Below are 23462 nucleotides of genomic sequence, written 5' to 3'. Positions count from 1 at the left end.
TCGATTACCTTCCTCCCCACCTCGGGGTGCCTCCGGATCGGCGGGAGGCTGAGATGCGCGCCAGCGCGAACCCGTCGAACCTGAACCGGCTCGCACCGGCGGAGGGAAGGTCGTGAGGTCCTCTCATGCCGCCCGCCTGCGCGGCCGAATGAGGAAAGGACCTCACATGAGACGATTTCTCGCCCTGCCGCTTGCCCTTCTCGCCGCGCCCGCCCTCGCGCAGACGCCCGAGCTGGTGGTCTACACCTACGACAGCTTCGACACCGAATGGGGCCCCGGCCCGATCGTGGAGGCCGCCTTCGAGGCGGAGTGCGGCTGCGACCTGCGCTTCGTCGCCGCCGGCGACGGCGCCGCGCTGTTGTCCCGGCTCCAGCTGGAAGGCCCGTCGACCGAGGCCGACGTGATCCTCGGCCTCGATACCGCGCTGACCGCGGCGGCCGCGGATACCGGCCTCTTCGCGCCGCACGGCCTGTCGCCCGAGATGGACCTGCTGCCCGTCGCCTGGGACGACCCGCTCTTCGTTCCGTTCGACTGGGGCTACTTCGCCTTCGTCGCGGACGCCGGCACCGAGGCGCCCGCCACCTTCCGCGAGCTCGCGGACAGCGACCTGTCCATCGTGATCGAGGACCCGCGCTCCTCCACCCCCGGCCTGGGCCTGCTGCTCTGGGTCGAGGCGGCCTACGGCGACGAGGCCGGCGCGATCTGGGAGGGGCTGGCGGACAACATCGTCACGGTGACGCCGGGCTGGACCGAGGCCTACAACCTGTTCCTCGAGGGCGAGGCCGACGCGGTCCTGTCCTACACGACCTCGCCGTCCTACCACGTCATCGCCGAGGAGGACGACGGCAAGGTCGCCTGGACCTTCGACGAGGGCCATTACATGCAGATCGAGGTGGCCGGCATCGTCGCCGGGACCGATCAACCCGACCTCGCCCGCGACTTCCTCGCCTTCATGACCACCGACGCCGCGCAGTCGGCGATCCCGACGACCAACTGGATGTTCCCGGTCGCCACCCCGTCGGACGGCCTGCCCGAGGGCTTCGCCGAACCGCTGCCGGCGGACGCCGCGCTCCTCCTGCCGCCGCAGGAGGCGCAGGCGGTCCGCGATCCGGCGCTCGAGACGTGGCGCACCGCGCTCAGCCGCTGAGGCTGCCGGGCCCGCCCCGCGTCCCTGGCGCCGTCGCCGCGGCGCTGGTCGCGGGCCTCGTCCTCGGCCCGCTCGCCGCGGTGGCGTTGCGGGCCGGGGGCGGGTTCGCGCCCGGCCCGGCGGACTGGGCGGCGCTGCGCTTCACCGTGACGCAGGCCGCCGTCTCGGCCGGTCTGTCGGTCCTCCTCGCCGTTCCCGTCGCCCGCGCGCTCGCGCGGCGGCGCTTTCCCGGCCGCGCCGCGCTGGTGACGCTCCTCGGCGCGCCGTTCCTGCTGCCGGTGATCGTCGCCGTCCTCGGCCTCCTCGCCGTCTTCGGCCGCGGCGGGATCCTCAACTCCGCCCTCGGACTGGCGGGCGTCGATCCGGTCTCGATCTACGGCTTCCGGGGCGTCGTCCTCGCCCACGTCTTCTTCAACCTGCCGCTCGCCACGCGCCTGATTCTTCAGGGGTGGCTGGCGATCCCGGCCGAACGATTCCGCCTCGCCGCGAGCCTGAACGCCCCCGTCGGGCGGCTGCTGGAGGCGCCGATGCTGCGGGCCGTCGTCCCCGGCACGCTGCTCCTGATCTTCCTCCTGTGCCTGACGTCCTTCGCCGTCGCCCTGACCCTGGGCGGCGGGCCGCGGGCGACGACGGTGGAGCTGGCGATCTACCAGGCGCTGCGCTTCGACTTCGCGCCCGGGCGGGCGGCGGCGCTGGCGCTGGTGCAGGTGGCGCTCTGCCTCGCCGGCACGCTGCTGGCGCTGAAGATCGCGCTGCCGTCGGCCTTCGGCGGCGGCCTCGACCGGCGGGTGCAGCGGTGGGACGCGCGCGGGCCGCTGTGGCGGGCGGTGGACGCCGGCGTCATCGGCGCGGCCGCGCTGTTCCTGCTGGCGCCATTGGCGATGGTCGTCGCCCGCGGCGCTCCGGGCCTCGCGGACCTGCCGCCGTCGATCTGGGCCGCGGCGCTGCGCTCTCTGGCCGTGGCACTGGTCTCCGCCGCGCTGACCGTGGCGCTGGCGCTTGCGCTCGCCCTGCGCGGCGGGCGGCTGGCGACGGTCGCGGGCACGCTGCCGCTCGCGGTCTCGGCGCTGGTCCTCGGCACTGGCCTGTTCCTGATCGTCCGGCCCGTCGTCTCGCCCCTCGACGTGGCGCTGCCGGTGACCGTCCTCGTCAACGCGCTGATGTCCGTGCCCTTCGCCACCGCAGCTCTCGTCCCCGCCGTCGCGTCGGCCGAGGCGGCGCACGGCCGGCTCGCCACCTCCCTCGGCCTGACCGGCTGGCCACGCCTCCGCCTCGTCCTCCTGCCGCGCCTGCGCCGCCCGCTCGGCTTCGCCGCCGGCCTCGCCGCGGCTTTGTCGATGGGGGACCTCGGCGTCATCGCCCTGTTCGCCGGCGAGCGGCAGGAGACGCTGCCGCTCGCCATGTACCGCCTGATGGGCGCCTACCGGATGGAGGCGGCGGCCGGCGCCGGCCTCCTGCTGCTGGCCCTGACGCTGGCGCTGTTCTGGATCTTCGACAGGGGAGGCCGAGTCGGTGCTGACGCTTGAGGCGCTGCGCCTGCGGCAGGGCGGGTTCGCGCTGGCGGCCGACGCCGAGGTTCCCCCGGGGGGCATCGTCGCGATCGTCGGCCCGTCGGGCGGCGGCAAGTCGACCCTTCTCTCCGCCATCGCCGGGTTCCTCGCGCCCGAAGCCGGCACCGTGCGGTGGGACGGACGCGATCTCGCCGGCCTGCCGCCGGGCGAGCGGCCGGTCTCGATCCTGTTCCAGGACGGCAACCTCTTCCCGCACCTGACCGTCGCGCAGAATGTCGGCCTCGCCCTCGGCCCCCGCCTGCGCCTGTCGGCGGAGCAGGCCGGGCGAGTGGACACCGTCCTCTCCCTCGTCGGCCTCGCCGGTCGCGGCGACGACCGGCCCGGGCAGCTGTCCGGCGGCCAGCAGAGCCGCGCCGCGCTGGCGCGCGTGCTGCTGTCGGGCCGCCCCCTGATCCTGCTGGACGAACCGTTCGCCGCGCTGGGGCCCGCGCTGAAGGACGAGATGCTGGATCTGGTCGCGGGCGAGCTGGCCGCGGACGGGCGGCTGATCCTGATGGTGAGCCACGATCCGCAGGACGCGCTGCGGGTGGCGGAGCGGACGATGATCGTGGCGGACGGGCGGGTGAGCGGTCCGCTCGCCACGGCGGAGGTGATGGCGGATCCGCCGCCGGCGCTGAAGGCCTATCTGGGGAGGTAGGCCCGGGCCGTCGCGCCAACGGCGTCGGGCCCGCCCATTCCGGAGATCTCGTTGACTACGTTCCGCCAGTGCCGTCGAGGCCCGTCCGCCTTCGGATCGTCAGCCTGAACAGTTGCATGGGGCTGCGTAGCCGGACCCCGCACCGACAGGGACAGTTCATGGCAGAGGAGGCATCGGCGTCGATGTCTCGAAGCGGTGGATCTACGGGCATCACCCGCAGACCGGCCCCGCCGGCCACCGGGCCGAAGGTCCTTCGCGCCTTCGCGGGGGACAGTCGCGGCCCTCCGTCGCCCCGCCTACCCCAGCCGCCGGACCATCACCGTCGCCGCCGAGAAGCCGAACAGGTGCCGCACCGGCCCGATCGGCTGGTCCTCGACCGCGTGGAAGCCCCGCCGCTCGTACAGCGCCCGCGCCCGCGGGTTGCCCTCGATCACGTCGAGCCGCACCTCGCGGTAGCCGCGCCGCACCGCCTCGGCCGCCACCGCCTCCAGCAGGCGCGAGCCGACGCCGCGGCCGCGCGCGTCCTGCCGGACCGCCAGCCCGTCGAGCAGGAAGCGCGCGTTGTCCACGTCCCGCGCGACCATGCCCAGGACCGCCATCCGCCACAGCGCGCCAAGCGCCCCGTAGGCGGCCATCATGTCGGAGGTCTGCCCCGCCACCAGCGCGCCTTCGGCGGTGCGGAAGCCGGCGACGCCCAGCACCTCGCCCTCGGCCGACCGCGCGACGAAGGCGTGGGCGGGGTCGAGCGCCCGGCCCAGGAAGGCGAGCGCCTTGCCGCGCGGGCCCAGCGCCCGCCCGAGCTTGCCGCCGAACGCGTCCCAGTAGAGCGCGGCGACCTGCGACCGCTCGGAGTCGGCGAAGCCCCTAGCGATCTGCATCTTGGGCCAGCCAGGCCGCGGCGGCGCGGACGTCCTCGGGGGTGTTGAGGTTCGCGAACGGGTCGGGCTCCGTGCCCGCGAACGCCACCTCGCGCGCGCCGGTCCGCTCCGCCCAGTCCATCACGCGGCGTGTCCCGCCGGCGAGCGCGGCCCGCAGCGCCGGTGCCAGCGCGACCGGCCACAGCCCGACCGTGCCGTGCACTCGGCCCCCGCTCGCCGCCACCGCCGGGCCCGGCCCGGCGGACAACCGATCCACAAGGTCCGCCGGCAGGAACGGCGCGTCCGTCGGCACCGTCACCACTGCCGGCGCGTCCAGCCCGGCGGCCCACTCCAGCGCCGCGAGGATGCCGGCGAGCGGCCCGGGCTGCCCGTCGACCGGGTCCGGCACCACGGGAAGGCCGAACGCCGCGAACCGCGCCGGATCGCCGCCCGCATTCAGGGCCAGCGGTCCCGCCTGCGGCGCCAGCCGGTCGACCACGTGCGCCAGAAGCGGCCGTTCCCCCAGGAGGACCAGCCCCTTGTCGCCGCCGCCCATGCGCCTCGCCCCGCCGCCGGCGAGGATCATCGCCGGCAGCCGCCGTCCGTTCCCTGTCCGCTGCTGCGCCATCCGATGTCCGATTGCCTCTCCGACCGCGCGAGACTAGGACGACGCGATGTCAGCCACCAACACGAAAACCGCCTTCTGGCGGGGCGCGCGGGACGCGCTCCCGTTCCTCGCCGTCGTCGGCCCGTTCGCCCTGCTGTTCGGCGTCGTGGCCACCGAGGCGGGTCTGCGCGTCTACGAGACGCTGGCCATGTCCGTCGTCGTCGTCGCCGGCGCCGCGCAGTTCACCGCGCTGTCGCTGCTGGCCGACGACGCGCCGACGCTGATCGCCATCGTCGCGGCGCTCGCCGTGAACCTGCGCATGGCGATGTACTCGGCGGCGCTGGTGCCTTGGCTGGGCCGCGCGCCGTTCTGGCAAAGGGCGCTGATCGCCTACTGCAACGTGGATCAGACCTACGCCCTGTCGATGGCACGGTTCGAGCGGGACCCGGACTGGAGCGTGCCGGCGCGGGTCGCCTACTTCTTCGGGGCCGCCGCGCCGGTCTTTCCCACCTGGTACGCGCTCACCATCGTCGGCGCCCTGATCGGCGCGCAGATCCCCGAGTGGCTGGCGCTCGACTTCGCGCTTCCGATCTGCTTCCTCGCGATCATCGGCCCGATACTGCGGAGCGTCGCCCACGTCGCGGCGGCGGTCACGTCGGTCGCACTGACGCTCCTGCTGGCGGGGCTGCCCTACAGCCTCGGTCTGCTCGTCGCGGCGCTGCCGGCCATGGCGGTGGGCGCGGCGGTCGAGACGTGGGTCGAACGGCGGAGGGTTCCGGCATGAGCCAAGCGACGATCTGGACCGTCATCGTCGCGCTCGGGATCGGGACCTACCTGATCCGGCTGTCGTTCCTCGGCCTGATCGGCGACCGGCCGCTGCCGCCGGTGGTGCTGCGGCTGCTGCGCTACACCGGCGTCGGCGTGCTGCCCGGCCTCGTCGCGCCGCTCGTCGTCTGGCCCGCCGCCACCGGCGGCCAGCCCGACGCCGCCCGCATCCTCGCCGCCCTCGTCGCGCTTCTCGTCGGCCTGTGGCGGCGCGAGGCGCTGCTCGCCATCGTCGCGGGGGCGGTCACGCTCTACGGCGTGCTGGCGGTGGAGTACTGGCTGGGGTGAGGGAGGCGGCTGCCGCGACCCGTCCCGGGCCTGACCCGGGACCTCGCGCCTTTGGCCGATCGGGGCCCCGGCTCAGGGCCGGGGCGGAACCTTCTGCTAAAAGGTCCGGCTCCTTCCCCCGCCCGGACTCAGCCGCGCAAGCGGCCCGGGCAGCGGATGGCCGCCCCCCGGCCAGCCGCTTCGGTGAGGCTGGTGCGCGACGGTCAGGTCGTGCGGTGCGGAGGGATAAAGCGCGGATCAGCGCCGTCGGAGCGGCTGTCCGCGGCCATCCGCTGCCCTCCGTTGAGGCCGGCGCAACCGTCATGCCATTCTGAAGCAGACGCATTACCGGAACGATCGGGGACCCGGGTCAGGCCCGGGCGGGTTGTCCTGTCGAACGGGACCGCCCCTATTCCCCCGCCTGCAGCGCCGCCTCGAAGGCCGCCTGCGCCTCGTCCTTGTCGGCGCTGTCGTCCTCGCGGACCTCGCGCTCCGTCACGCCCGGCTTGCGGGCGAACTGCCGGGCGAGGTTGTCGGGGAACAGCGTGACCGAGATGTCCTCCCACCCCGGCATCGCCCGCAGCACCCGCGCCGTCGCCATCGTGCAGGCGGCCTTGGGCACCGGCCCCTCGACCCGGGCCTGCGCGAACGCCGCCTCGGCCTGGGCCAGCGTCACCGGCGCGTCCTGGCGCACGACGTAGTAGCTGACCCGCGCGTGGTAGGTGACGTAGAACTCCTCCAGCGCGGGCGTGATGCCGTAGTGCAGGTCGTTCCGCTCGGGGATGGTCGGGTGGCCGAAGGTGCCGGCGGGGTCGAAGATCACCCGCTGGCTGGCGTTGATCATCAGGCCGGTATGGGCGCCGTTGTCGCTCTCGGCGTTCTTCATGGTGAACAGCGTCACCATCGGCGGTCCGTCATGGCGGTAGGCGGCGCGCTGGATCGCGTCGTCCGGGGCCCAGACGGACTGGGCCCCGCCGCAGCCGCCCAGCAGCGCCGGCAGCCCCAGCGCGAAGGCGCGGCGCGAGATCAGCACAGGCGGATCAGGCGTTGACCAGCGCGAGCAGGATCAGCAGCACGACGATGACGATCGCGGTCCGCGTCACCGCGGTCATGAAGCCATTGAACGTCTTCTCCTGGACGGTGATGTCCATCGTGCCGTGTTCGTGGTGCTGCTCAGCCATGGCCCTGCCCTTGCCCTGTCGATCGGCAGTCCGATTAGCGCATCGCTCCGGCGGTGTCACGCCTCGTCGGCATCCTCGACCGGCGACTCCAGGTCGCGGGCCAGGCGGAAGCCGATCCGCTGCGGCGCCTCGTCGGCCACCACCTTCGGCATGGCGCGCAGCAGGACGTTCAGCTGGCTGACGTGCTGGATCACCTGGGTCCGGGCGCCCGCGGGATCGCTGCCGTAGAAGGTCACGATGTCGGGATCGAAGTAGCCGAGGCCCTCGATCCGGATCACGCCGGCATCGCCGCCGGTAAAGCCCATCGCGGCCTCCTGATCGCCATCCAGCTGCTTCTCGAAGTTCTGGATGTAGAGGATCAGCCGCTCGTAGGCCCAGCGGGCGGGGCTCTTGCGGCCCGGTTTCTTCAGAGCGGCCGGCAGGGTCGCCTCGTCGGCCGGCGCCCGGTTCGGGTCGGCGTGGACCTCGTGGAGCCGCGGCAGGCGGTCGTTCTCCTCCGCCTCGGCGGCGGTCGCGATCTGGTCGTGGGGCGACGGGTCCTGCATGGCGCGGAGCCTAGCCTGCCCCGCCCCCGCGTCCAGCCGCCCGCCAGCGATAGGCGCCGTCCTCGCCCAGCCAGCGCCGGGCGCGGCCCGTCTGCGTCAGGTGATTGAGATGCCCGATCGTCTCGGCCAGCGCGAGGCCGTATTCGCCGGCCCCGATCTCGCGCCGGAACAGCGCAGGAAAGCACTCGCCGCCCCGGCGCGGTTCGGCGAGGTGCGCCTCCAGCCGCCGCAGCGCGCCCTCGTGGTTGAGCCGCAGCTGCTCCAGCCGGATCGGCAGGCCGCGATAGGGCAGGCGGTGGCCGGGCAGGATCAGCTGCTCGTCCGTCGCATGGACCGCGAGCCGGGCGTTCGCCTGCAGGAAGTCGGCGACCGGGTCCGCCTCCGGCTCGGTCGGGTGCACGCCGAGGTTGGGGCTGATCGTCGGCAGCAGCTGGTCGCCGCCGATCACCAGCGCCTCGTCCCGCGCCCACAGCGTCACGTGCTCGGGCGCGTGCCCGTCGCCCATCCGCACGTCCCACGTCCGCCCGCCGAGGCTCAGCGCGTCGCCCTCGGCCAGCCGCGTGTAGGTCGGCGGCAGCAGCTCCACCATGTCGGCGAAGTTCATCGGCCGCTCGCCCATCCGCCGCGCCAGCAGCTCGGGGTCCATGCCCGAGCGGCGGTAGAAGCCCAGCGCCGCCTCCGACGGCCGCTCCTGCACGTCGAGGGTCAGCATCCGCGACATCAGGAACGCTGTGCGCGATGTCAGTAGCTCCGCCCCGTCCCGCGCGAACGCGCCCGCCATCCCCACATGATCGGGGTGGCTGTGCGTCACCAGCATCCGCGTCACCGGGCGCCCCTGAAGCGGCCCGGCCAGCAGCGCCGCCCACGCCGCGCGGCCCGCCTCGGTCGCGAGGCCCGCGTCGACCAGCGCCCAGCCGTCGCCGTCCTCCAGCGCGTAGACGTTGACGTGGTTCAGCGGCGCCCACACCGGCAGGCGCAGCCACAGGACGCCGTCGGCCACCTCGATGGCGCGGCCCTCCTCGGGACCCTCCGCCCACGGGGTCCGGATCGCGCTCGCCCCGTCGTCAGGCATTGCGGGACAGGACCGTCATGCCGCCAGGTCGTCGGCGGTGATCGCCATCAGCGCCTCGGCCCCGGCCCGGACGTGGCGCAGGAGGCCCGCATGCTCCGGCAGCAGACGCGCGATGTAGAACGCCGCCAGCCGCTGGCGCCGCGCGTCCCCGGCCCGCGCCGCGGCGAGGTGGGCGTGCCCGCCCAGCACCCGCGCGAACGCCTTGAGGTAGGGGACCGCGGCCGCGCCCCGCTCCGCCGGCGGCTGGGCCACCAGCCACTCGGTGGTCTCGCGCAGCGTCTCGGCCGCGTCCCAGACCGCCTCGGCCAGCTCGGTCAGGCCGTCCGCCTTGGCCGCCTCGGCCCCGGCCTCCACCTCGTCCAGCAGCCGCAGCGCCGCCTCGCCGCCGTCCGCCAGCTTGCGCCCCACGAGGTCGAGCGCCTGGATCCCGTTCGTCCCCTCGTAGATCGCCGTCACCCGCACGTCCCGCAGGAACTGCGCCGCCCCGGTCTCCTCGATGAAGCCCATGCCGCCATGGACCTGCACGCCGAGATTCGCCACGTCGATCCCGGTCTCGGTGCCGAAGGCCTTGGCGATGGGCGTCAGGAACGCCGCCCGCGCCGCATGCTGCGCCTCGCCCGTCGCGGTGTGCAGGTCGATCGCGACGCCGCACATCAGCGCGATGGCCCGCGCCGCGAACGTCTCGGCCCGCATCGTCGCCAGCATCCGCCGCACGTCGGCATGCTCCACGATGGTGCCGGACCCGCCGACGCGGCCCTGCCGCCGCTCCATCGCGTAGGCCAGCGCCGCCTGCGTCGCCGCCTCGGCCACGCCGATGCCCTGCACGCCGACTCCGAGGCGGGCGTTGTTCATCATCGTGAACATTGCCGCCATGCCGCCGTTGGGTTCCCCCACCAGCCAGCCGGTCGCGCCCTCGTAGGACATGACCGCAGTGGGCGAGCCGTGCAGGCCCAGCTTGTGCTCCAGGCTGACGACGCGCAGCGCATTGCGCGCCCCCGGCGAGCCGTCCGCCTCGGGGAGGAACTTCGGCACCATGAAGAGGCTGATCCCCTTGGTCCCCGGCACGGCGTCCGGCAGCCGCGCCAGCACCAGATGGCAGACGTTCGCGGAAAAGTCGTTGTCCGCCCAGGTGATGTAGATCTTCTGCCCGGTGACCGCGTAGGTCCCGTCGCCGTTCGGCTCGGCCCGGGTGGCGAGCGCGCCGACGTCCGAGCCCGCCTGCGGCTCGGTCAGGTTCATCGTCCCGCACCATTCGCCCGAGATCAGCTTCGGGATATAGAGCGCCTTCATCTCGTCGGAGGCGTGATGTTCCAGCGCCTCGATCTGCCCCTGACTCATCAGCGGGTTCAGCTCCAGCGCGAGGCACGCGCCCGACATCATGTCGTTCACCGCGACGGCCAGCGTCTGCGGCAGCGCCATCCCGCCATACCGCTCCGGCGCCGCGAGGCCGATCCAGCCGCCCTCGGCGATCGCCCGGAACCCGTCGCCGAAGCCTTCAGGCGTGCGCACCACGCCGTTCTCCAGCCGGGCCGGGTCGGTATCGCCCTTGCGCTGCAAAGGCGCCAGCACCTCGTCGCACAGCTTGCCCGCCTCCGTCAGGATCGCCTCGACCGTCTCGCCGCTCGCCTCGGCGAAGCGGTCGGTCGCCGACACGGTTGGGAATCCGGCGACATGGTCGAGGAGGAAGCGGATCTCGGACACGGGCGCGGCATAGGGCATGGCGGGGCTCCGTCTGTGAGGCTATCCACGACCCCGCAATACGGGCCGCGGCCGTCGCGCCAGAGCCTGTCCCCCGCCCCCGACCCGAGGCAACCGGAACGCCACGTCATGACCCGCGCCGCCCTGCTGACTGCCGACGAGACCGGCCTGACCCGCGCGGCGGACCTGCTGCGGCAGGGCCGCCTCGTCGCCTTCCCGACCGAGACGGTCTACGGCCTCGGCGCCCGCGCAGACGACGGCGCGGCGGTCGCCGGCATCTTCGAGGCGAAGGGCCGCCCGCGCTTCAACCCGCTGATCGTGCACCTCCCCGACCTCGCCGCGGCCGAAACGCTCTGCGACCTCCCCCCCGACGCCCGCCGCCTGGCCGAGGCGTTCTGGCCCGGCCCCCTCACCCTCGTCCTGCCGCTGAAGCCGGGCGCCGCCATCTCGCCGCTGGTGACCGCCGGCCTCGACAGCCTCGCCGTCCGCGCCCCCGAGCACCCGCTCGCCCGCGCGCTCCTCTCCCGCTCCGGCGTCCCCGTCGCCGCGCCCTCCGCCAACCCGTCCGGCCGCGTCAGCCCGACCACGGCACAGCACGTCCTCGCCGGCCTCGGCGACCGCATCGACGCCGTCCTCGACGGCGGACCCTGCGGCGTCGGCGTCGAATCGACCATCGTCGCCTGCCTCGACCGCCCGCGCCTGCTGCGCGCCGGAGGCCTGCCCGCCGAGACGATCGAGCAGGCCCTCGGCCACCCGCTCGACGCCCCCGACCTCAGCCGGGCGCAGCCCGTCGCCCCCGGCCAGCTCGCCTCGCACTACGCCCCCGCCGGCACCGTCCGACTGAACGCGGCGCAGGCGGAGCCCGGCGAGACCCTCCTCGGCTTCGGCGACGCTCCGGGCGCCGAGCTCAACCTGTCCCCCTCCGGCGACCTACGCGAGGCCGCGGCGACCCTCTTCGCCCATCTCCACGCCCTCGACGCGATGGGCGCGGAGCGCATCGCCGTCTCCCCCATCCCCGACCGCGGCCTCGGCCGCGCCATCAACGACCGTCTCCGCCGCGCCGCTGCCCCCCGGTCCTGACCGCGCAGGTCCGGTCGTCCGGCGGCGGCCCCGGGCGCGACGCCGGGACCAGAACCCTTCTTTCAGGCTCCTATCTTGCCCCAAATACCTCCGGGGTGAATTGGCCGTCAGGCCAAGAGGGGCAGCGCCCCTCCCCCGCCGCAAGCCACTATGCCGTAACGTCGGAGTGGGGTAATCCCGACCTACACCCCCGCACGCGCACCGTAGAATGGCGCGGCGGAGAGGCACGGGCAGGAGACGGCCATGATGAGAACCACGCGACGCGCGCTGCTGCTGGGCGGCGGGGCCGCGCTCGGCTACGGCGCCGCCCGGGCGCTGTCGCCCGGCCTGCCGTCGCTCGCCGGCAACCCGCTCCTGCCGGACGGCACGCCCGATGGGATGCTGAACGACGCCAGCCTGCTGTCCCCCACCCCTGTCGCCAGCCACGAGGCCCTCGATACCGCCGGCGAGCAGCTGGCCGAGGCGTTCCGCGCCCGCCTCGCTGACGGCCCGCCGGTGAATGTCGGCGCGGCCCGGCACTCCATGGGCGGCCATGCGATCCCGCCGGAGGGGCAGGCGCTGACGCTGGCGAACGGCACGGTCGCGGTGGCGGAGGACGGCAGCGCGATGCGCGTCCATGCCGGCGCCCGCTGGTCGGAGGTGATCGCCGCGCTCGACCCGCTCGGCCACTCGCCCAAGGTGATGCAGTCGAACAACGATTTCGGCGTCGCCGCGACCTTCAGCGTGAACGCCCACGGCTGGCCGGTGCCGCACGGGCCGATGGGCTCCACCGTCCGTTCGGTCCGCATGGTGATGCCGTCGGGCGACCTCGTCACCGCGAGCCGGGAGGAGAACCCGGATCTCTTCGCCCTCGCGATGGGCGGCTACGGGCTGATCGGCCTGATCGTCGACATGGAGGTCGAGATCGTCCCGAACCTCCGCCTCACGCCCGAGTACGTGCGCCTCCCCGGCACCGAGATCGCGGCCGCCTTCTCCGAGGCGGTCGCCGACCCGGAGGTGAGCATGGCCTACGGCCGCCTGTCCGTCGGCCGCGAGGACTTCTTTCAGGACGGCTTCTTCATCGCCTACCGCCCCGCTGCCGACCAGGCCGACCTCCCCCCCGCCTCCGGCTCCGGCTGGCTGTCGCGCCGGGCGCGCGACATCTTCCGCGCACAGCTGGGCCACGAGGGCTGGAAGGGCGCGCGCTGGGGTTTCGAGACGCGGATCGGGCCGATGATCGGCGGCGGCGAGGTGACGCGCAATTCGCTCATCAACGAGCCCGTCCTCACGCTGGACGACCGCGACCCCGCCCGCACCGACATCCTGCACGAGTATTTCGTGCCGCTGGAGGCCTACCCTGACTTCGTGCAGGCGTGCCGAAAGGCGATCCCGGCCTCCTACCAGGAACTGCTGAACATCACGCTGCGCTACGTGGACACGGACCCCGTTTCGGTCCTCGCCTACGCGCCCGGACCCCGGATCGCCGCGGTGATGCTGTTCAGCCAGGAGATGACCGCCCGCGGCGAGGCCGACATGGCGCGGATGACGCAGGCGCTGATCGACCGCACCCTCGACCTCGGCGGCACCTACTACCTGCCGTACCGTCCGCACGCGACGCTGGACCAGATGCGCCGCGGCTATCCGCGGGCGGAGGAGTTCGCGGCCGCCAAGCGCGGGATCGACCCGGACCTGCGCCTTCGGTCCGTCTTCTGGGACAATTACGTGAGCAAGCTATGAGCACGACCTTTCCGGCCCGGCAGGGATGGGGCCTGCACCGCGTCACGGCCTTCGTCTACTTCGTCGTCATCGGCCTCGTCGCGTCGCTGAACTACCTGCCGATTCCGGGCATCATCGACGAGAACGGCCTGTGCTTCGGGATCTTCGCGCTGGATCCGTTCGACGACCTGCTGCACGTCGGCTCCGCCCTCTGGGCGCTGGTCGCGGCGCTGACGTCCGTCCGTGCCTCCCGCATCTTCCTCACGGTCTTCGGCGCGCTCTACCTCGCCGACGGGTTGCTCGGCCTCTGGACCGGCGTCGGGTTCCTCGACCTCGGGATCTGGCGCTGGGGGGTGCAGGACTACGATCTCATGTTCAAGATCTACGCCAACACGCCGCACATCCTTCTGGGCCTCGTGGCCCTGCTGATCGGGCTGGCGCGGCCAAGATGAGGCGGCTGGGGCGCCTCCTCCTGCGGCTCGTCGGGGCGCTCCTCGTCCTGGTCCTGCTGCTGCTCGCCCCCGTGGCCTGGACGGAGGCGACCTGCCGGGGCGACATCGCCCCCGACGACCGCCAGCCGATCATCGCGGACGAAGGGTGGCAACGCCCCGAGAGCCGGACGCTGCTGACCTATCCCGAATGGCACATCGTCCACGCCTACGACGACTACGCCGCCGTCATCGCCGATGGCGACCCGCACGAGTTCGGCTTTCTGCGCGCCATCGCCGGCTTCTGGACCGCGCTCTGCCCGCTCCAGGCCGAGGCGATGCGGATGGGGCCGGTGACGACGGACACCAAGCTGACGATCTACACGATCGGTGTCAGCTTCACCGCCGAGCTGCTGGCCAAGGCCGCCTACGAGGAGACGGCGGGCCGCCTCTTCACCTGGATCCGCGGGCCTGAGCGGGCCCTTCTCGACGAGGTCTCGGCCGAGCAGGCGGCGGCATATGCCGGGTTCCTGCAGCAGGTGCCGTGGTATCGCTGGGACTTCGCCGCCGACCGCGAGGAGCTGCGGCGCCTCGCCTCCGACGAGGCCCGCGACCAGGAGCGGGCCTTCGCCCTCGGTCTCGAATACGCCGCGAAGGGCGCCTACGCGCAGGTCATCGCGCGGGCCGCGGCCGGCGTCGGGCCGGATGCGCTGCGCTTGCGGTCGGTCGTGGACGGGCTGAGGCAGGACGAACTGGCGGCGATCGAGGGGATCGACGTGATCGGCCCCGTGCCGCAGGGCGGCGTGCTGGTCGAGACCGACCGCTACCGCGCCTACACCCGGCTTCTCCAGCGCCTCGCCGCCGAGGGTGCCGACATGGTCGAGATCGCCGGCAACGACGAGATCCTGTTCACCGCGATCTCGCCCCGCGCGGCCGAGGACGGGGCCCTCTACAGCTTTGCCCGGCAGGGCCGCGACGACTACCGCCACCTGTTTCTCGTACCGGTGGGCGACCTGCTGGACCGGCTGCGCGCGATGGACGGCAGCGACCTGACGCTGGAGCATGTGCACGATTACTGACGGGGGCGGCGCTCTGACTTCGCGGCCGTCGGCCCATCATGGCGGCGGGTCGGATCGCGGGCGCGGGCCGGGGTGCGGGCCGCCGCCTCATGCCGGCCGAGGCGGCACGGGCGCCGGCGCCTAGAACCGCTCCAGCAGCCGCTTGAGGTACTGCAGTTCCTGATCCGGGCGCTCCTGCTCGCCCGCGCGGCGGCGGAGTTCCTGCAGCAGCTCCTCGGCGCGGCGGTAGACGTCCTGCCCCTGCAGCAGGTTCTCCTCGGTGCCCATCTGGCCCTGGTTGCCGAACTCGCGGCCGAGCGGGTCGCGGCGCGACGGCTCCAGCCGGCCGTCGGCGTTGCCCTGCTGCATGCCCTGCCCCGGCTCCTGCATCCGGTTCTCGGCCAGCGCCTCGCCCAGCGCGCGCATGCCCTCGCGGAGCGCGTCCATCGCCTCGCCCTGGCGGTCGATGGCGCCGGCGAGGTCGTCGCTCCGCAGCGCCTCCTCGGCCTCGTCCATCGCGCCCTCGGCCCGGTCGAGCGCGTCGCCCGCCTGGTCCGCCGCCTCGCCGTCGAGCGAGGGCAGGTTGCCGCGCTGGCGGTTCAGCTCGTCCCGCAGCGCCTGCTGGCGGTCGGCGAGGCTGCCCTCGCCGCCGGCCCCTTGGCCGTCCTGCTGGCCCTGCTGGCTGTTCGGCTGGTCGCCCGGCGACTGGCCTTGTCCCTGCTGGCCCTGCTGCTCGGCCTGGCCCGGGGACTGGCCGGGCTGCGGCTGGCCGGGCTGGCCGTCCTGCCCCTGCTGCGGGTCGCGGCCGTTGAACTGGTCCTGCAGGTCGCGGAACGCCTCGTCCGACAGCTCCTGCTGGTCGCGCAGCGTCTCGGACAGGTCCTCCATCGACTGCTGGCCGGGGCCGCCCTGCCCCTCGCCCTGGGTGACCTGCAGGTTCTCCATCAGCTGGTTCAGCTGCTCCATCAGCTCCATGGCCTCGGCCATGCGGCCCTCTTCCATCAGCTCCTGGATACGGTCCATCAGGGCCTGCAGCTCGTCCTGCGTGATCTCCATCGAGTTCTCGGACATGTCGGGCTGATCGGTCTGGTTCTCGCCCTCGGGGGCGTTCTCGGCCAGCATCCGCATGTAGTCGTTCATCGCCTCGCGCAGCTCCTGCATGAGCTCGGCGATCTCCTCGTCCGACGCGCCGTTGCGCATCGCCTCTTCCAGCCGCTCCTGCGCCCGGGCCAGCCGCTCGCGCGCGTCGGCGAGGGTACCTTCCTCCAGCTGGATCGCCAGATCCCAAAGCGCCTGCGCCACCTCGTCCCTGGTCTCGTCGGACAGCGTCGCGCCGTCCTCGGTCGCGGCCGCCAGCTGGCGGATGGTGAAGTTGAGCCGCAGGTACGTCGTCTCGTTCGGGAAGAAGCCCTCGGGCTCGTAAGCCACGGCCCGCAGGATCTGCGTCACCCGTTCCGCGTTCTCGCGGTTCCAGAGCAGGTCGCGCCGCTGCTCGATCACCGCCCGCGCGATCGGCTGGAAGAAGCGCCGGCCCGGCAGGATCATCTCCACCGGCTCGGTCGCGCCCTCCTGCCCGACATCGTCGGCGACGGTCAGCGTCATCGTGACCGGCAGGTTCGCGAACGGATGCTGCGAGAAGTCGTCGATCAGCCGCTCCTCGAACTCCGCCGCGTCGCCGGTGAACGGCATCGGCAGGTCGATCACCAGCGGCTCACGCGCCTCGGGGTCGATGGCGAGGCCGTGGCGGCGGTCGGCCTGTTCGGGGTCCAGCGCGATCACCGCGCGGCCGGTGACGACGGCGTAATCGTCGGACGCGCGGAACGGCTGCGCCATCTCGCCCGTCGCCTCGACCTCGACCGGGCCCGACAGCTCCACCTCCGGCGGCTGATCGGCGAGCACGCGGATCTGCCACTCGGCGCCGCCCTCGCCCTCGATCGCCAGCCTGCCGTCCTGCGTCACGACGAAGCTCTGCTGCGCCTCGGACGCGGCGCCGACATCCTCGGTCCGGCCGGACACCGTCTCGGCCACCGTCAGCGCGCCGACGTCGCCGTAGAGGCGCAGCGTCACGGCCGACCCCTCCGGCACCGACAGCGGCCCCGGCGGAATGTCGGCGAGGTACAGCGACGGCTTGCCGGTATAGGCCGGCGGCTCGATCCAGCCCTCCCACACCGGCCCGGTGGCGAGCTGCTGCCCGCCGCCGCCGGCCACGACCTCGCCCACCGTCCCGACCCGCCAGAGCGAGCCGAACAGAAGGCCGGTCACGAAGAAGATGAGCGCGATGTAGCGCAGGCCGTAGGGATCGCGCGAGGCGATGTTCATGTCGGGCTGCACAGCCCGGGCGGTGCGCGTCCGCTCGGCCATGCGGCGCTGGTGCGCCTGCCAGACGGCGACCGAGGCGGAGTCCGTGACGCCCGACGCCTGCTGGTCCGCGATGGCCGAGATCGGGCGGCCCGGCAGGCTGGCGTCCACCCGCCCGACCGCCGCGTCCCACGACGGCCAGCGGAACCGCCGGGCGCCCCAGCCGACCGCGATGGCGAAGCCGAGCACGGTCAGCACGGCGAAGGTCCAGACGGCCTCCATCGGCAGCTCGTCCTGCCAGCCGAACATCAGCGGCGAGAGGGCGGCCATCAGGATCGCCAGCGCGGGCCAGAAGGCGCGCAACGCCCGTTCGGCCGCCATACCCACACGGGTCAGGCGGATCGGCCAGCGCAGATGCGCCAGCGCCTCTGTCGGAATCTCGGTCCGGTCGGTCAGCGGCCAGTTCCCTGCTCGTCTCTCCTCCCCGCGCGGGGGCTCAGAGCCATTGCGGAATGCTATCCCGCGCGATCATCTCTTCATAGGTCGGGCGCGCGCGTATGACCGCAAAGTGATCCCCCTTCACGAGGACCTCGGGCACCAGCGGCCGGCCGTTGTACTCCGACGCCATCGCCGCCCCGTAGGCCCCGGCGGAGCGGAAGGCGACGAGGTCGCCCTCGGCCAGCGGCGGCAGATCGCGCCCGCGCGCGAAGGTGTCGCCGGTCTCGCAGACCGGCCCCACCACGTCCCAGGGCGTCGTCTCGGCCCCCGCCTCCGGCTCGATCACCGGCACGATGTCGTGCCAGGCGTCGTACATCGCCGGGCGGATCAGGTCGTTCATCGCCGCGTCGAGGATCGCGAAGCGCCGCCCCTCGCCCTCCTTGAGGTACGTCACCCGCGCCAGCAGAAGGCCGGCGTTGCCCGCGATCAGTCGCCCCGGCTCGATCTCGACCTCGCAGCCGAGGTGGCCGACGGTACGCTTGATGAGCGCCCCGTATTCCACCGGCAGCGGCGGCGCGCTGTTCGACCGCTCGTACGGGATCCCAAGCCCCCCGCCGAGGTCCAGCCGCTCGATCCCGTGGCCGTCGGCGCGCAGCGTCTCGGTCAGCTCGGCGACCTTGCGATACGCCTGCTCGAACGGCGCGAGGTCTGTCAGCTGGCTGCCGATATGCACGTCGATGCCGATGGCCTTAAGGCCCGGCAGGCGGGCGACCTCGGCGTAGACCTCGCGGGCCCGGGCGATGGGGATGCCGAACTTGTTCTCGCTCTTGCCCGTCGCGATCTTCGCATGCGTCTTCGCGTCCACGTCCGGGTTCACCCGCACCGTCACCGGCACCGTGACGCCCATCGCCGCGGCGACCTCGCTCAGCGCCCGCATCTCGGGCTCGCTCTCGACGTTCACCTGCCGGATCCCGCCCTCCAGCACGATCCGCATCTCGTCCCGCGTCTTGCCGACGCCGGAGAAGACGATCCGCTCCCCCGGCACGCCTGCCGCCTTCGCCCGCAGGTATTCCCCGGCGGACACGACATCCATCCCCGCCCCCGCCTCGGCGAGCGTCTTCAGGATCGCGACGTTCCCCGCCGCCTTGACCGCGTAGCAGACGAGGTGCGGCAGCCCGTCCAGCGCCTCGTCGAATAGGCGGAAGTGCCGCAGGAGGGTGGCCGTGGAATAGACGTAGACCGGCGTGCCGACGGTGGCGGCGATATCCGCCAGCGGCACGTCCTCGGCGTGCAGGGCGCCGTCCCGGTAGAGAAAGTGATCCACGGCGGTTTCCCTCGCGTCCCGGCCCCGAGGCGCGCTCATAGCAGATTCACCGGGAGGCGCTAGCGCACGGTCCCTAGCGGACGGGCCGGGATCGCAGGAACAGGTAGAGCGGCAGACCGCAGGACACGCCGATGCAGAAGGTCGCCGGGATCGCCAGAAGCGCCTCCCAGTTCCTGCGCACCCACGTCTCGGCCAGAACCCACACCGTCAGCGCGATGGCCGCGATGGTCAGGTCCCACGTCAGACCGGTGGTCGAGGCGTTGGCGTACCAGGCGTCGATCAGCCCGCCGAGGCCGGTCCCCGTTTCGCGCATGTAGGCGACGAACCACCACATCGGATGGATCGCCCCCCAGACGGCGAGGCCGAGATAGACCGCCCGCAGCGGCGACATCAGCTGCTGTAGCCCATCGTGACCTGACCGCTGAAGGTCACGCCGGACTGCGGCGGCGCAGCCGGCACGTCCGGCGCCGCCTGCGGCGGGCCGTCGGCGCCGCAGGCGGCGAGGGCGAGAAGCGACAGAAGAACGAGCGGTCTCATCCGAGAACCCCTTTCCAGTGGGCGATGCGGGCGCGCACCTGATCGGGCGCGGTCCCACCGAAGCTTGTCCTCGACCGGACCGAATTGTCCACGCCCAGCACGTCGAACACGCCCTCCGTGATCCCGCCATTGACGGATTGCATGTCCTGCAGGGTGAGGTCCGGCAGATCGCAGCCCTTCCCCTCCGCCATCGCCACCAGCGCCCCCGTCACGTGGTGCGCCTCGCGGAACGGCAGCCCGAGCTCCCGCACCAGCCAGTCGGCAAGATCCGTCGCGGTCGAGAACCCGGTCGCCGCCGCGGCGCGCAGGACGTCCGGCCGCGCCTCCATGTCCGAGACCATCCCGGTCATCGCCGCCAGCGACAGCATCAGCGTGTCGGCGGCGTCGAAGACCGGCTCCTTGTCCTCCTGCATGTCCTTGGAATAGGCCAGCGGCAGCCCCTTCATCACCGTGAACAGCCCGATGGCCGAGCCGAGGATGCGCCCGATCTTGGCTCGCAACAGCTCGGCCGCGTCGGGGTTGCGCTTCTGCGGCATGATGGACGAGCCGGTGGACCAGCGGTCCGACAGCCGCACGAAGCGGAACTGCGCCGTCGACCAGATCACCAGCTCCTCCGCCAGCCGCGACAGGTGCGTCGCGCAGATCGCCGCCGCCGACAGGAACTCCAGCGCGAAGTCCCGGTCCGACACGGCATCCAGCGAGTTGCCCGCCGGCCGGTCGAAACCCAGCGCCTGCGCCGTCATGTGCCGGTCGATCGGGAACGACGTCCCCGCCAGCGCCGCGGCGCCGAGGGGACACTCGTTCATCCGCCGGCGGGCATCGGCGAACCGCCCCCGGTCCCGCGCCAGCATCTCGACATAGGCCAGCATGTGATGGCCCCAGGTCACCGGCTGCGCCACCTGCAGGTGGGTGAAGCCGGGCATCACCCAGTCCGCCCCCGCCTCGGCCTGCGCCAGCAGCGCCCGCTGCAGCGCCGCCAGCGCCCCGTCCGCCGCGTCGCACTGGTCCCGCACCCACATCCGGAAATCCAGCGCCACCTGGTCGTTCCGCGACCGCCCCGTATGCAGCCGCCGCGCCGGCTCTCCGATCAGCTCGGTCAGGCGCGCCTCCACGTTCATGTGGATGTCCTCGAGCGCGGTGGAGAAGGCGAAATCGCCGCCCTCGATCTCTGACAAGACGGTGAGCAGCCCTTCCCGGATGGACTCGGCGTCGCTATCCGTCAGGATGCCCGTGGCCGCCAGCATCGCGGCATGGGCGCGGCTGCCCTCGATGTCCTGCCGGGCCAGCCGCCGGTCGAACCCGATCGAGGCGTTGATCGCCTCCATGATCGCGTCGGGCCCGGCGGCGAAGCGCCCGCCCCACATCGCGTTGGAGGGGCCGTCGGAAGAGCGTGTCATTGAAGGGGGTCCCATGCGCAGGATCGTGGTCGCGGCTGTCTACACGGGGGGTCTGGCCCTTGCAAACGCGGGGGCCGCGCAGTTGGCGGACGTCCCGCTCGAAGGCGACATGCGCAAGCTCACGGTCCATGACGCGCCGATGGAGACGTCTGACACCCCCTTCACGCTGCAGGACGGCGGCGAGGCGACGCTGGCCGACTTCGCCGGCACGCCGGTGGTCCTGAACCTCTGGGCCACCTGGTGCGCCCCCTGCCGCGAGGAGATGCCGACGCTCGAGGCGCTGGCCGAGGAGGCGGGCGACGACCTCACGGTTCTCACCGTGGCGACGGGCCGCAACAGCCCCGAGGGGATGGCCGCCTTCTTCGACGAGATCGGGGTGGAGAACCTGCCGCTCCACACCGACCCGCGCCAGGCCTTCGCCCGCGACCTCGGCGTCCTCGGCCTGCCGGTGACGATCCTGATCGACGCGGAGGGACACGAGGTCGCCCGCCTGCAGGGCGAGGCCGACTGGTCCGCTCCGGAGGCCGCCGCCGTCATCGCCGCCCTGACCGCCGACTGAGGCAAAGGCGCCCCTGCCGCGATTCGGCGGAGGGTCAAGGACGCGCGGAACGCGCGCCGGCGAAGCCGGGTATCCTTGACGCTCCGGCGAATCGCAGAACGCTGGGTGAGGCGCGTTCAGGGGCACACCTGCCCCTGAACCGCTTCCCAAGCAGAGGCGGCTCCGTCTCCCCAAGCCCGGCGTCATCGGTACGAGCGCCCCACCGCCGGGGACGGCGGGCGGGGCGATGCGCCGCCGCAGGCGTGCGCGAGCGCCGGACGGCGTCAGCCCTTCTCGTGGAAGTAGGCGTAGATCGTCTCGGCGAGGCTGCCGGAGATGCCATCCACCGCCTTGAGATCGGCGAGGTTGGCGCGGCTCACCGCCTTGGCCGACCCGAAATGCGCCAGCAGCGCGCGCTTGCGCGTCGCCCCCACCCCCGGCACGTCGTCCAGCGGCGTCGCGCCGATCGCCTTGGCGCGCTTGGCGCGGTGGGTGCCGATGGCGAAGCGGTGCGCCTCGTCCCGCAGGCGCTGCACGAAGTAGAGGACCGGGTCGTTGTGGCGCAGCGCGAAGGGGCGCTGGCCGGGGCGGTGGAACTCCTCCTTGCCGGCGTCGCGGTCGACTCCCTTGGCGACGCCCACCATGGCGATGTCCTCGACGCCCATCTCCTCCATCACCGCCCGCACCGCCGACACCTGCGGCGCGCCGCCGTCGATCAGCAGCAGATCCGGCCAGGCCCGGCTCTCGCGGTCGGGATCCTCCTTCAGGAGGCGCGCGAAGCGGCGGGTCAGGACCTCGGTCATCATCCCGAAATCGTCGCCCGCGACGCCCTCGCCCTTGATGTTGAACTTGCGGTACTGGCCCTTCTCGAACCCGTCGGGCCCCGCGACGATCATCGCGCCGACGGCGTTCGTCCCCATGATGTGGCTGTTGTCGTAGACCTCGATCCGCCGCGGCGGCGCCTCCAGCCCGAAGGCGTCGGCCAGCCCCTCCAGCAGCTTGCCCTGCGCCGCGCTCTCGCTCATCCGGCGGGCGAGGCTCTCGCGGGCGTTGCGGGCGGCATGGCCGACCAGGTCGGCCTTCTCGCCCTTCTGCGGCACCGCGATCTCGACCTTGCCGCCCCGCTTCTCGGCCAGCGCCGCCGCCATCAGGTCGGCATCGTCGAGGCCGTGGGACAGCAGCAGCAGGCGCGGCGGCTCGCGGTCGGAATAGAACTGGCCGACGAACGCCTCCATAATCTCGGCCGCGTCCTCCTCGCCGCCGAGGCGGGGGTAGTAGTCGTGGTTGCCCCAGTTCTGGTTGGCGCGGATGAAGAAGACCTGCACGCAGGCCTGCCCGCCCTCCAGGTGGAGCGCGATCACGTCCGCCTCGCTCACTCCCCTGGGATTGATCCCCTGCGCCGACTGCACCTGCGTCAGCGCCCGGATCCGGTCGCGCAGCGCCGCCGCGCGCTCGAACTCCATCGCCTCGGCCGCCCGCTCCATCTCGGTCGCCAGCTGCGCCTGAACCTGCGTCGACTGGCCCTTCAGGAAGCGGTCGGCGTCCGCGACGGCGGCGTCGTAGGTCGCCTCGTCCACGTAGCCGACGCAGGGCGCGCTGCAGCGCTTGATCTGGTACAGCAGGCACGGCCGGGTCCGGCTCTCGAACATCGAATCCGAGCAGTTGCGCAGCAGGAACGCCTTCTGCAGCTGGTTCAGCGTCCGCCGCACCGACCCCGCCCCGGCGAACGGCCCGTAATAGTCGCCCTTCTCCTTCTTCGCCCCGCGATGCAGCTTGATCTGCGGGAAGGCGTGCTCGCGGCTGACCAGGATGTTGGGGAACGACTTGTCGTCCCGCAGCAGCACGTTGAACCGCGGCTTCAGCTGCTTGATGAGGTTCTGCTCCAGCAGCAGGGCCTCGGTCTCGGTCCGCGTCGTGAGGAACATCATCGACGCCGTCTCGGCGATCATCCGCGCGATCCGGGGGCTGTGCTGCGGCGACGGGCGGGAATAGCTGGTCACCCGCGCCTTGAGGTTCCGGGCCTTGCCGACATAGAGGACCCGGCTCTCGGCATCGAGCATCCGGTAGACGCCGGGCGAGCCGTCGAGCGTCTTCAGATACGAGCGGATCCGGGCATAGCCGGTCTGGCGCGTGGCGGTGTCGGACATGGGAAAGGCATCCCCGATACTGGCGGTCGGCTGCAATAGGGCTTGGGGGTCTTCAAGGTTGAAGCTGTCCACCGAACCTGTGGACAAGTCCGGGGGGAAAATCCGGCCAGCGCCG

At 72.8% G+C, this 23462-nt stretch carries 23 protein-coding genes and 1 riboswitch; of the genes, 10 read left to right on the top strand and 13 right to left on the bottom strand.

The genetic code is table 11. The annotated features are described in order from the left end of the window. Positions 1–12: 12 nt before the first annotated feature. Positions 13–124, top strand: a riboswitch (TPP riboswitch). A gap of 42 nt (positions 125–166) precedes the next feature. The 3 genes from thiB to A37W_RS0116195 are packed head-to-tail and all read left to right on the top strand — an operon-like array spanning position 167 to position 3355. Beyond that, complete coding sequence (gene thiB, locus A37W_RS0116205) at positions 167–1147, top strand: thiamine ABC transporter substrate binding subunit (protein WP_018304089.1); 981 nt, start codon at positions 167–169, stop codon at positions 1145–1147. Continuing rightward, entirely contained in the window at positions 1123–2673 is a 1551-nt protein-coding gene (locus A37W_RS0116200; protein ID WP_018304088.1) for an ABC transporter permease family protein, read from the top strand. The genes thiB and A37W_RS0116200 overlap by 25 nt, the downstream gene beginning before the upstream one ends. Further along, on the top strand, positions 2660–3355 hold the full coding sequence (locus tag A37W_RS0116195; RefSeq protein ID WP_018304087.1) for a thiamine ABC transporter ATP-binding protein: 696 nt from the start codon (positions 2660–2662) through the stop codon (positions 3353–3355). The genes A37W_RS0116200 and A37W_RS0116195 overlap by 14 nt, the downstream gene beginning before the upstream one ends. A 296-nt stretch (positions 3356–3651) precedes the next feature. Here the strand turns inward: A37W_RS0116195 and A37W_RS0116190 are convergent, their stop codons facing one another. Both A37W_RS0116190 and mobA read right to left on the bottom strand, forming a co-directional pair. Then, positions 3652–4233 carry a GNAT family N-acetyltransferase gene (locus tag A37W_RS0116190; protein WP_018304086.1) on the bottom strand — a complete coding sequence of 194 codons (582 nt, stop codon included), beginning with the start codon at positions 4231–4233 and terminating at the stop codon, positions 3652–3654. Further along, a complete protein-coding gene (gene mobA / locus A37W_RS0116185) occupies positions 4220–4840 on the bottom strand; it encodes a molybdenum cofactor guanylyltransferase MobA (protein WP_156169151.1) in 621 nt (206 codons plus the stop codon). The genes A37W_RS0116190 and mobA overlap by 14 nt, the downstream gene beginning before the upstream one ends. Before the next feature lie 46 nt (positions 4841–4886). Between mobA and A37W_RS0116180 the strand changes: the two genes are divergently transcribed. Together A37W_RS0116180 and A37W_RS0116175 are read left to right on the top strand one after the other, a co-directional pair. Next, the gene (locus A37W_RS0116180; protein WP_018304084.1) at positions 4887–5603 is read left to right on the top strand and encodes an AzlC family ABC transporter permease; all 717 of its coding nucleotides are present in this window, start codon (positions 4887–4889) and stop codon (positions 5601–5603) included. Continuing rightward, complete coding sequence (locus A37W_RS0116175; RefSeq protein WP_018304083.1) at positions 5600–5932, top strand: AzlD domain-containing protein; 333 nt, start codon at positions 5600–5602, stop codon at positions 5930–5932. The genes A37W_RS0116180 and A37W_RS0116175 overlap by 4 nt, the downstream gene beginning before the upstream one ends. Before the next feature lie 388 nt (positions 5933–6320). Here the strand turns inward: A37W_RS0116175 and A37W_RS0116170 are convergent, their stop codons facing one another. From A37W_RS0116170 to A37W_RS0116150, 5 genes are read right to left on the bottom strand one after another with little or no spacing between them, the layout of a single operon-like run. Further along, on the bottom strand, positions 6321–6944 hold the full coding sequence (locus A37W_RS0116170) for a hypothetical protein (RefSeq protein WP_018304082.1): 624 nt from the start codon (positions 6942–6944) through the stop codon (positions 6321–6323). Between the two features lie 7 nt (positions 6945–6951). Continuing rightward, on the bottom strand, positions 6952–7092 hold the full coding sequence (locus A37W_RS0116165) for an aa3-type cytochrome c oxidase subunit IV (protein WP_018304081.1): 141 nt from the start codon (positions 7090–7092) through the stop codon (positions 6952–6954). A 56-nt stretch (positions 7093–7148) separates the two neighbouring features. Continuing rightward, a complete protein-coding gene (locus A37W_RS0116160; RefSeq protein WP_018304080.1) occupies positions 7149–7637 on the bottom strand; it encodes a DUF6173 family protein in 489 nt (162 codons plus the stop codon). A gap of 10 nt (positions 7638–7647) precedes the next feature. After that, positions 7648–8709 (bottom strand): MBL fold metallo-hydrolase, encoded by a 1062-nt coding sequence (locus tag A37W_RS0116155; RefSeq protein ID WP_018304079.1) that lies wholly within the window; start codon positions 8707–8709, stop codon positions 7648–7650. Positions 8710–8724: 15 nt separating this feature from the next. Further along, positions 8725–10428: an acyl-CoA dehydrogenase gene (locus A37W_RS0116150; protein WP_018304078.1), complete on the bottom strand. Its 1704-nt coding sequence runs from the start codon at positions 10426–10428 to the stop codon at positions 8725–8727. Positions 10429–10536: 108 nt separating this feature from the next. On the opposite strand from A37W_RS0116150, the gene A37W_RS0116145 reads away from it, so the two are divergent. The 4 genes from A37W_RS0116145 to A37W_RS0116130 all read left to right on the top strand — a co-directional run bounded on the left by A37W_RS0116145 (position 10537) and on the right by A37W_RS0116130 (position 14689). After that, positions 10537–11487 (top strand): L-threonylcarbamoyladenylate synthase, encoded by a 951-nt coding sequence (locus A37W_RS0116145; protein ID WP_018304077.1) that lies wholly within the window; start codon positions 10537–10539, stop codon positions 11485–11487. Positions 11488–11733: 246 nt separating this feature from the next. After that, on the top strand, positions 11734–13203 hold the full coding sequence (locus A37W_RS0116140; protein ID WP_229665977.1) for an FAD-binding oxidoreductase: 1470 nt from the start codon (positions 11734–11736) through the stop codon (positions 13201–13203). Then, on the top strand, positions 13200–13634 hold the full coding sequence (locus A37W_RS0116135; protein ID WP_018304075.1) for a hypothetical protein: 435 nt from the start codon (positions 13200–13202) through the stop codon (positions 13632–13634). Before A37W_RS0116140 ends, A37W_RS0116135 begins: the two co-directional genes overlap by 4 nt. Next, the gene (locus A37W_RS0116130; protein WP_018304074.1) at positions 13631–14689 is read left to right on the top strand and encodes a hypothetical protein; all 1059 of its coding nucleotides are present in this window, start codon (positions 13631–13633) and stop codon (positions 14687–14689) included. The genes A37W_RS0116135 and A37W_RS0116130 overlap by 4 nt, the downstream gene beginning before the upstream one ends. A 120-nt stretch (positions 14690–14809) precedes the next feature. On the opposite strand, the gene A37W_RS0116125 is transcribed toward A37W_RS0116130, so the two are convergent. The 5 genes from A37W_RS0116125 to argH form a co-directional block, all read right to left on the bottom strand. Then, positions 14810–17389 (bottom strand): TIGR02302 family protein, encoded by a 2580-nt coding sequence (locus A37W_RS0116125; RefSeq protein ID WP_026198555.1) that lies wholly within the window; start codon positions 17387–17389, stop codon positions 14810–14812. Positions 17390–17462: 73 nt separating this feature from the next. After that, the gene (gene lysA / locus A37W_RS0116120) at positions 17463–18728 is read right to left on the bottom strand and encodes a diaminopimelate decarboxylase (protein WP_018304072.1); all 1266 of its coding nucleotides are present in this window, start codon (positions 18726–18728) and stop codon (positions 17463–17465) included. Between the two features lie 73 nt (positions 18729–18801). After that, positions 18802–19119, bottom strand: a complete 318-nt coding sequence (locus A37W_RS0116115) for a DUF2834 domain-containing protein (RefSeq protein WP_018304071.1) — start codon at positions 19117–19119, stop codon at positions 18802–18804. Next, positions 19119–19265, bottom strand: coding sequence for a hypothetical protein (locus A37W_RS23880; protein ID WP_018304070.1), 147 nt, complete (start codon positions 19263–19265; stop codon positions 19119–19121). The genes A37W_RS0116115 and A37W_RS23880 overlap by 1 nt, the downstream gene beginning before the upstream one ends. Next, entirely contained in the window at positions 19262–20662 is a 1401-nt protein-coding gene (gene argH, locus A37W_RS0116105) for an argininosuccinate lyase (RefSeq protein ID WP_026198554.1), read from the bottom strand. Before argH ends, A37W_RS23880 begins: the two co-directional genes overlap by 4 nt. A 13-nt stretch (positions 20663–20675) precedes the next feature. On the opposite strand from argH, the gene A37W_RS0116100 reads away from it, so the two are divergent. Then, positions 20676–21221 (top strand): TlpA disulfide reductase family protein, encoded by a 546-nt coding sequence (locus A37W_RS0116100; RefSeq protein WP_018304068.1) that lies wholly within the window; start codon positions 20676–20678, stop codon positions 21219–21221. 263 nt (positions 21222–21484) lie between these two features. Here the strand turns inward: A37W_RS0116100 and uvrC are convergent, their stop codons facing one another. Continuing rightward, entirely contained in the window at positions 21485–23347 is a 1863-nt protein-coding gene (gene uvrC, locus A37W_RS0116095; protein ID WP_018304067.1) for an excinuclease ABC subunit UvrC, read from the bottom strand. Positions 23348–23462 lie beyond the last annotated feature (115 nt).

The organism is Wenxinia marina DSM 24838 (assembly GCF_000379485.1).
Classification (GTDB): domain Bacteria; phylum Pseudomonadota; class Alphaproteobacteria; order Rhodobacterales; family Rhodobacteraceae; genus Wenxinia; species Wenxinia marina.
The sequence above is the reverse complement of the archived record's forward strand: the minus strand, read 5'-3'. Positions and strand labels throughout refer to the sequence as shown.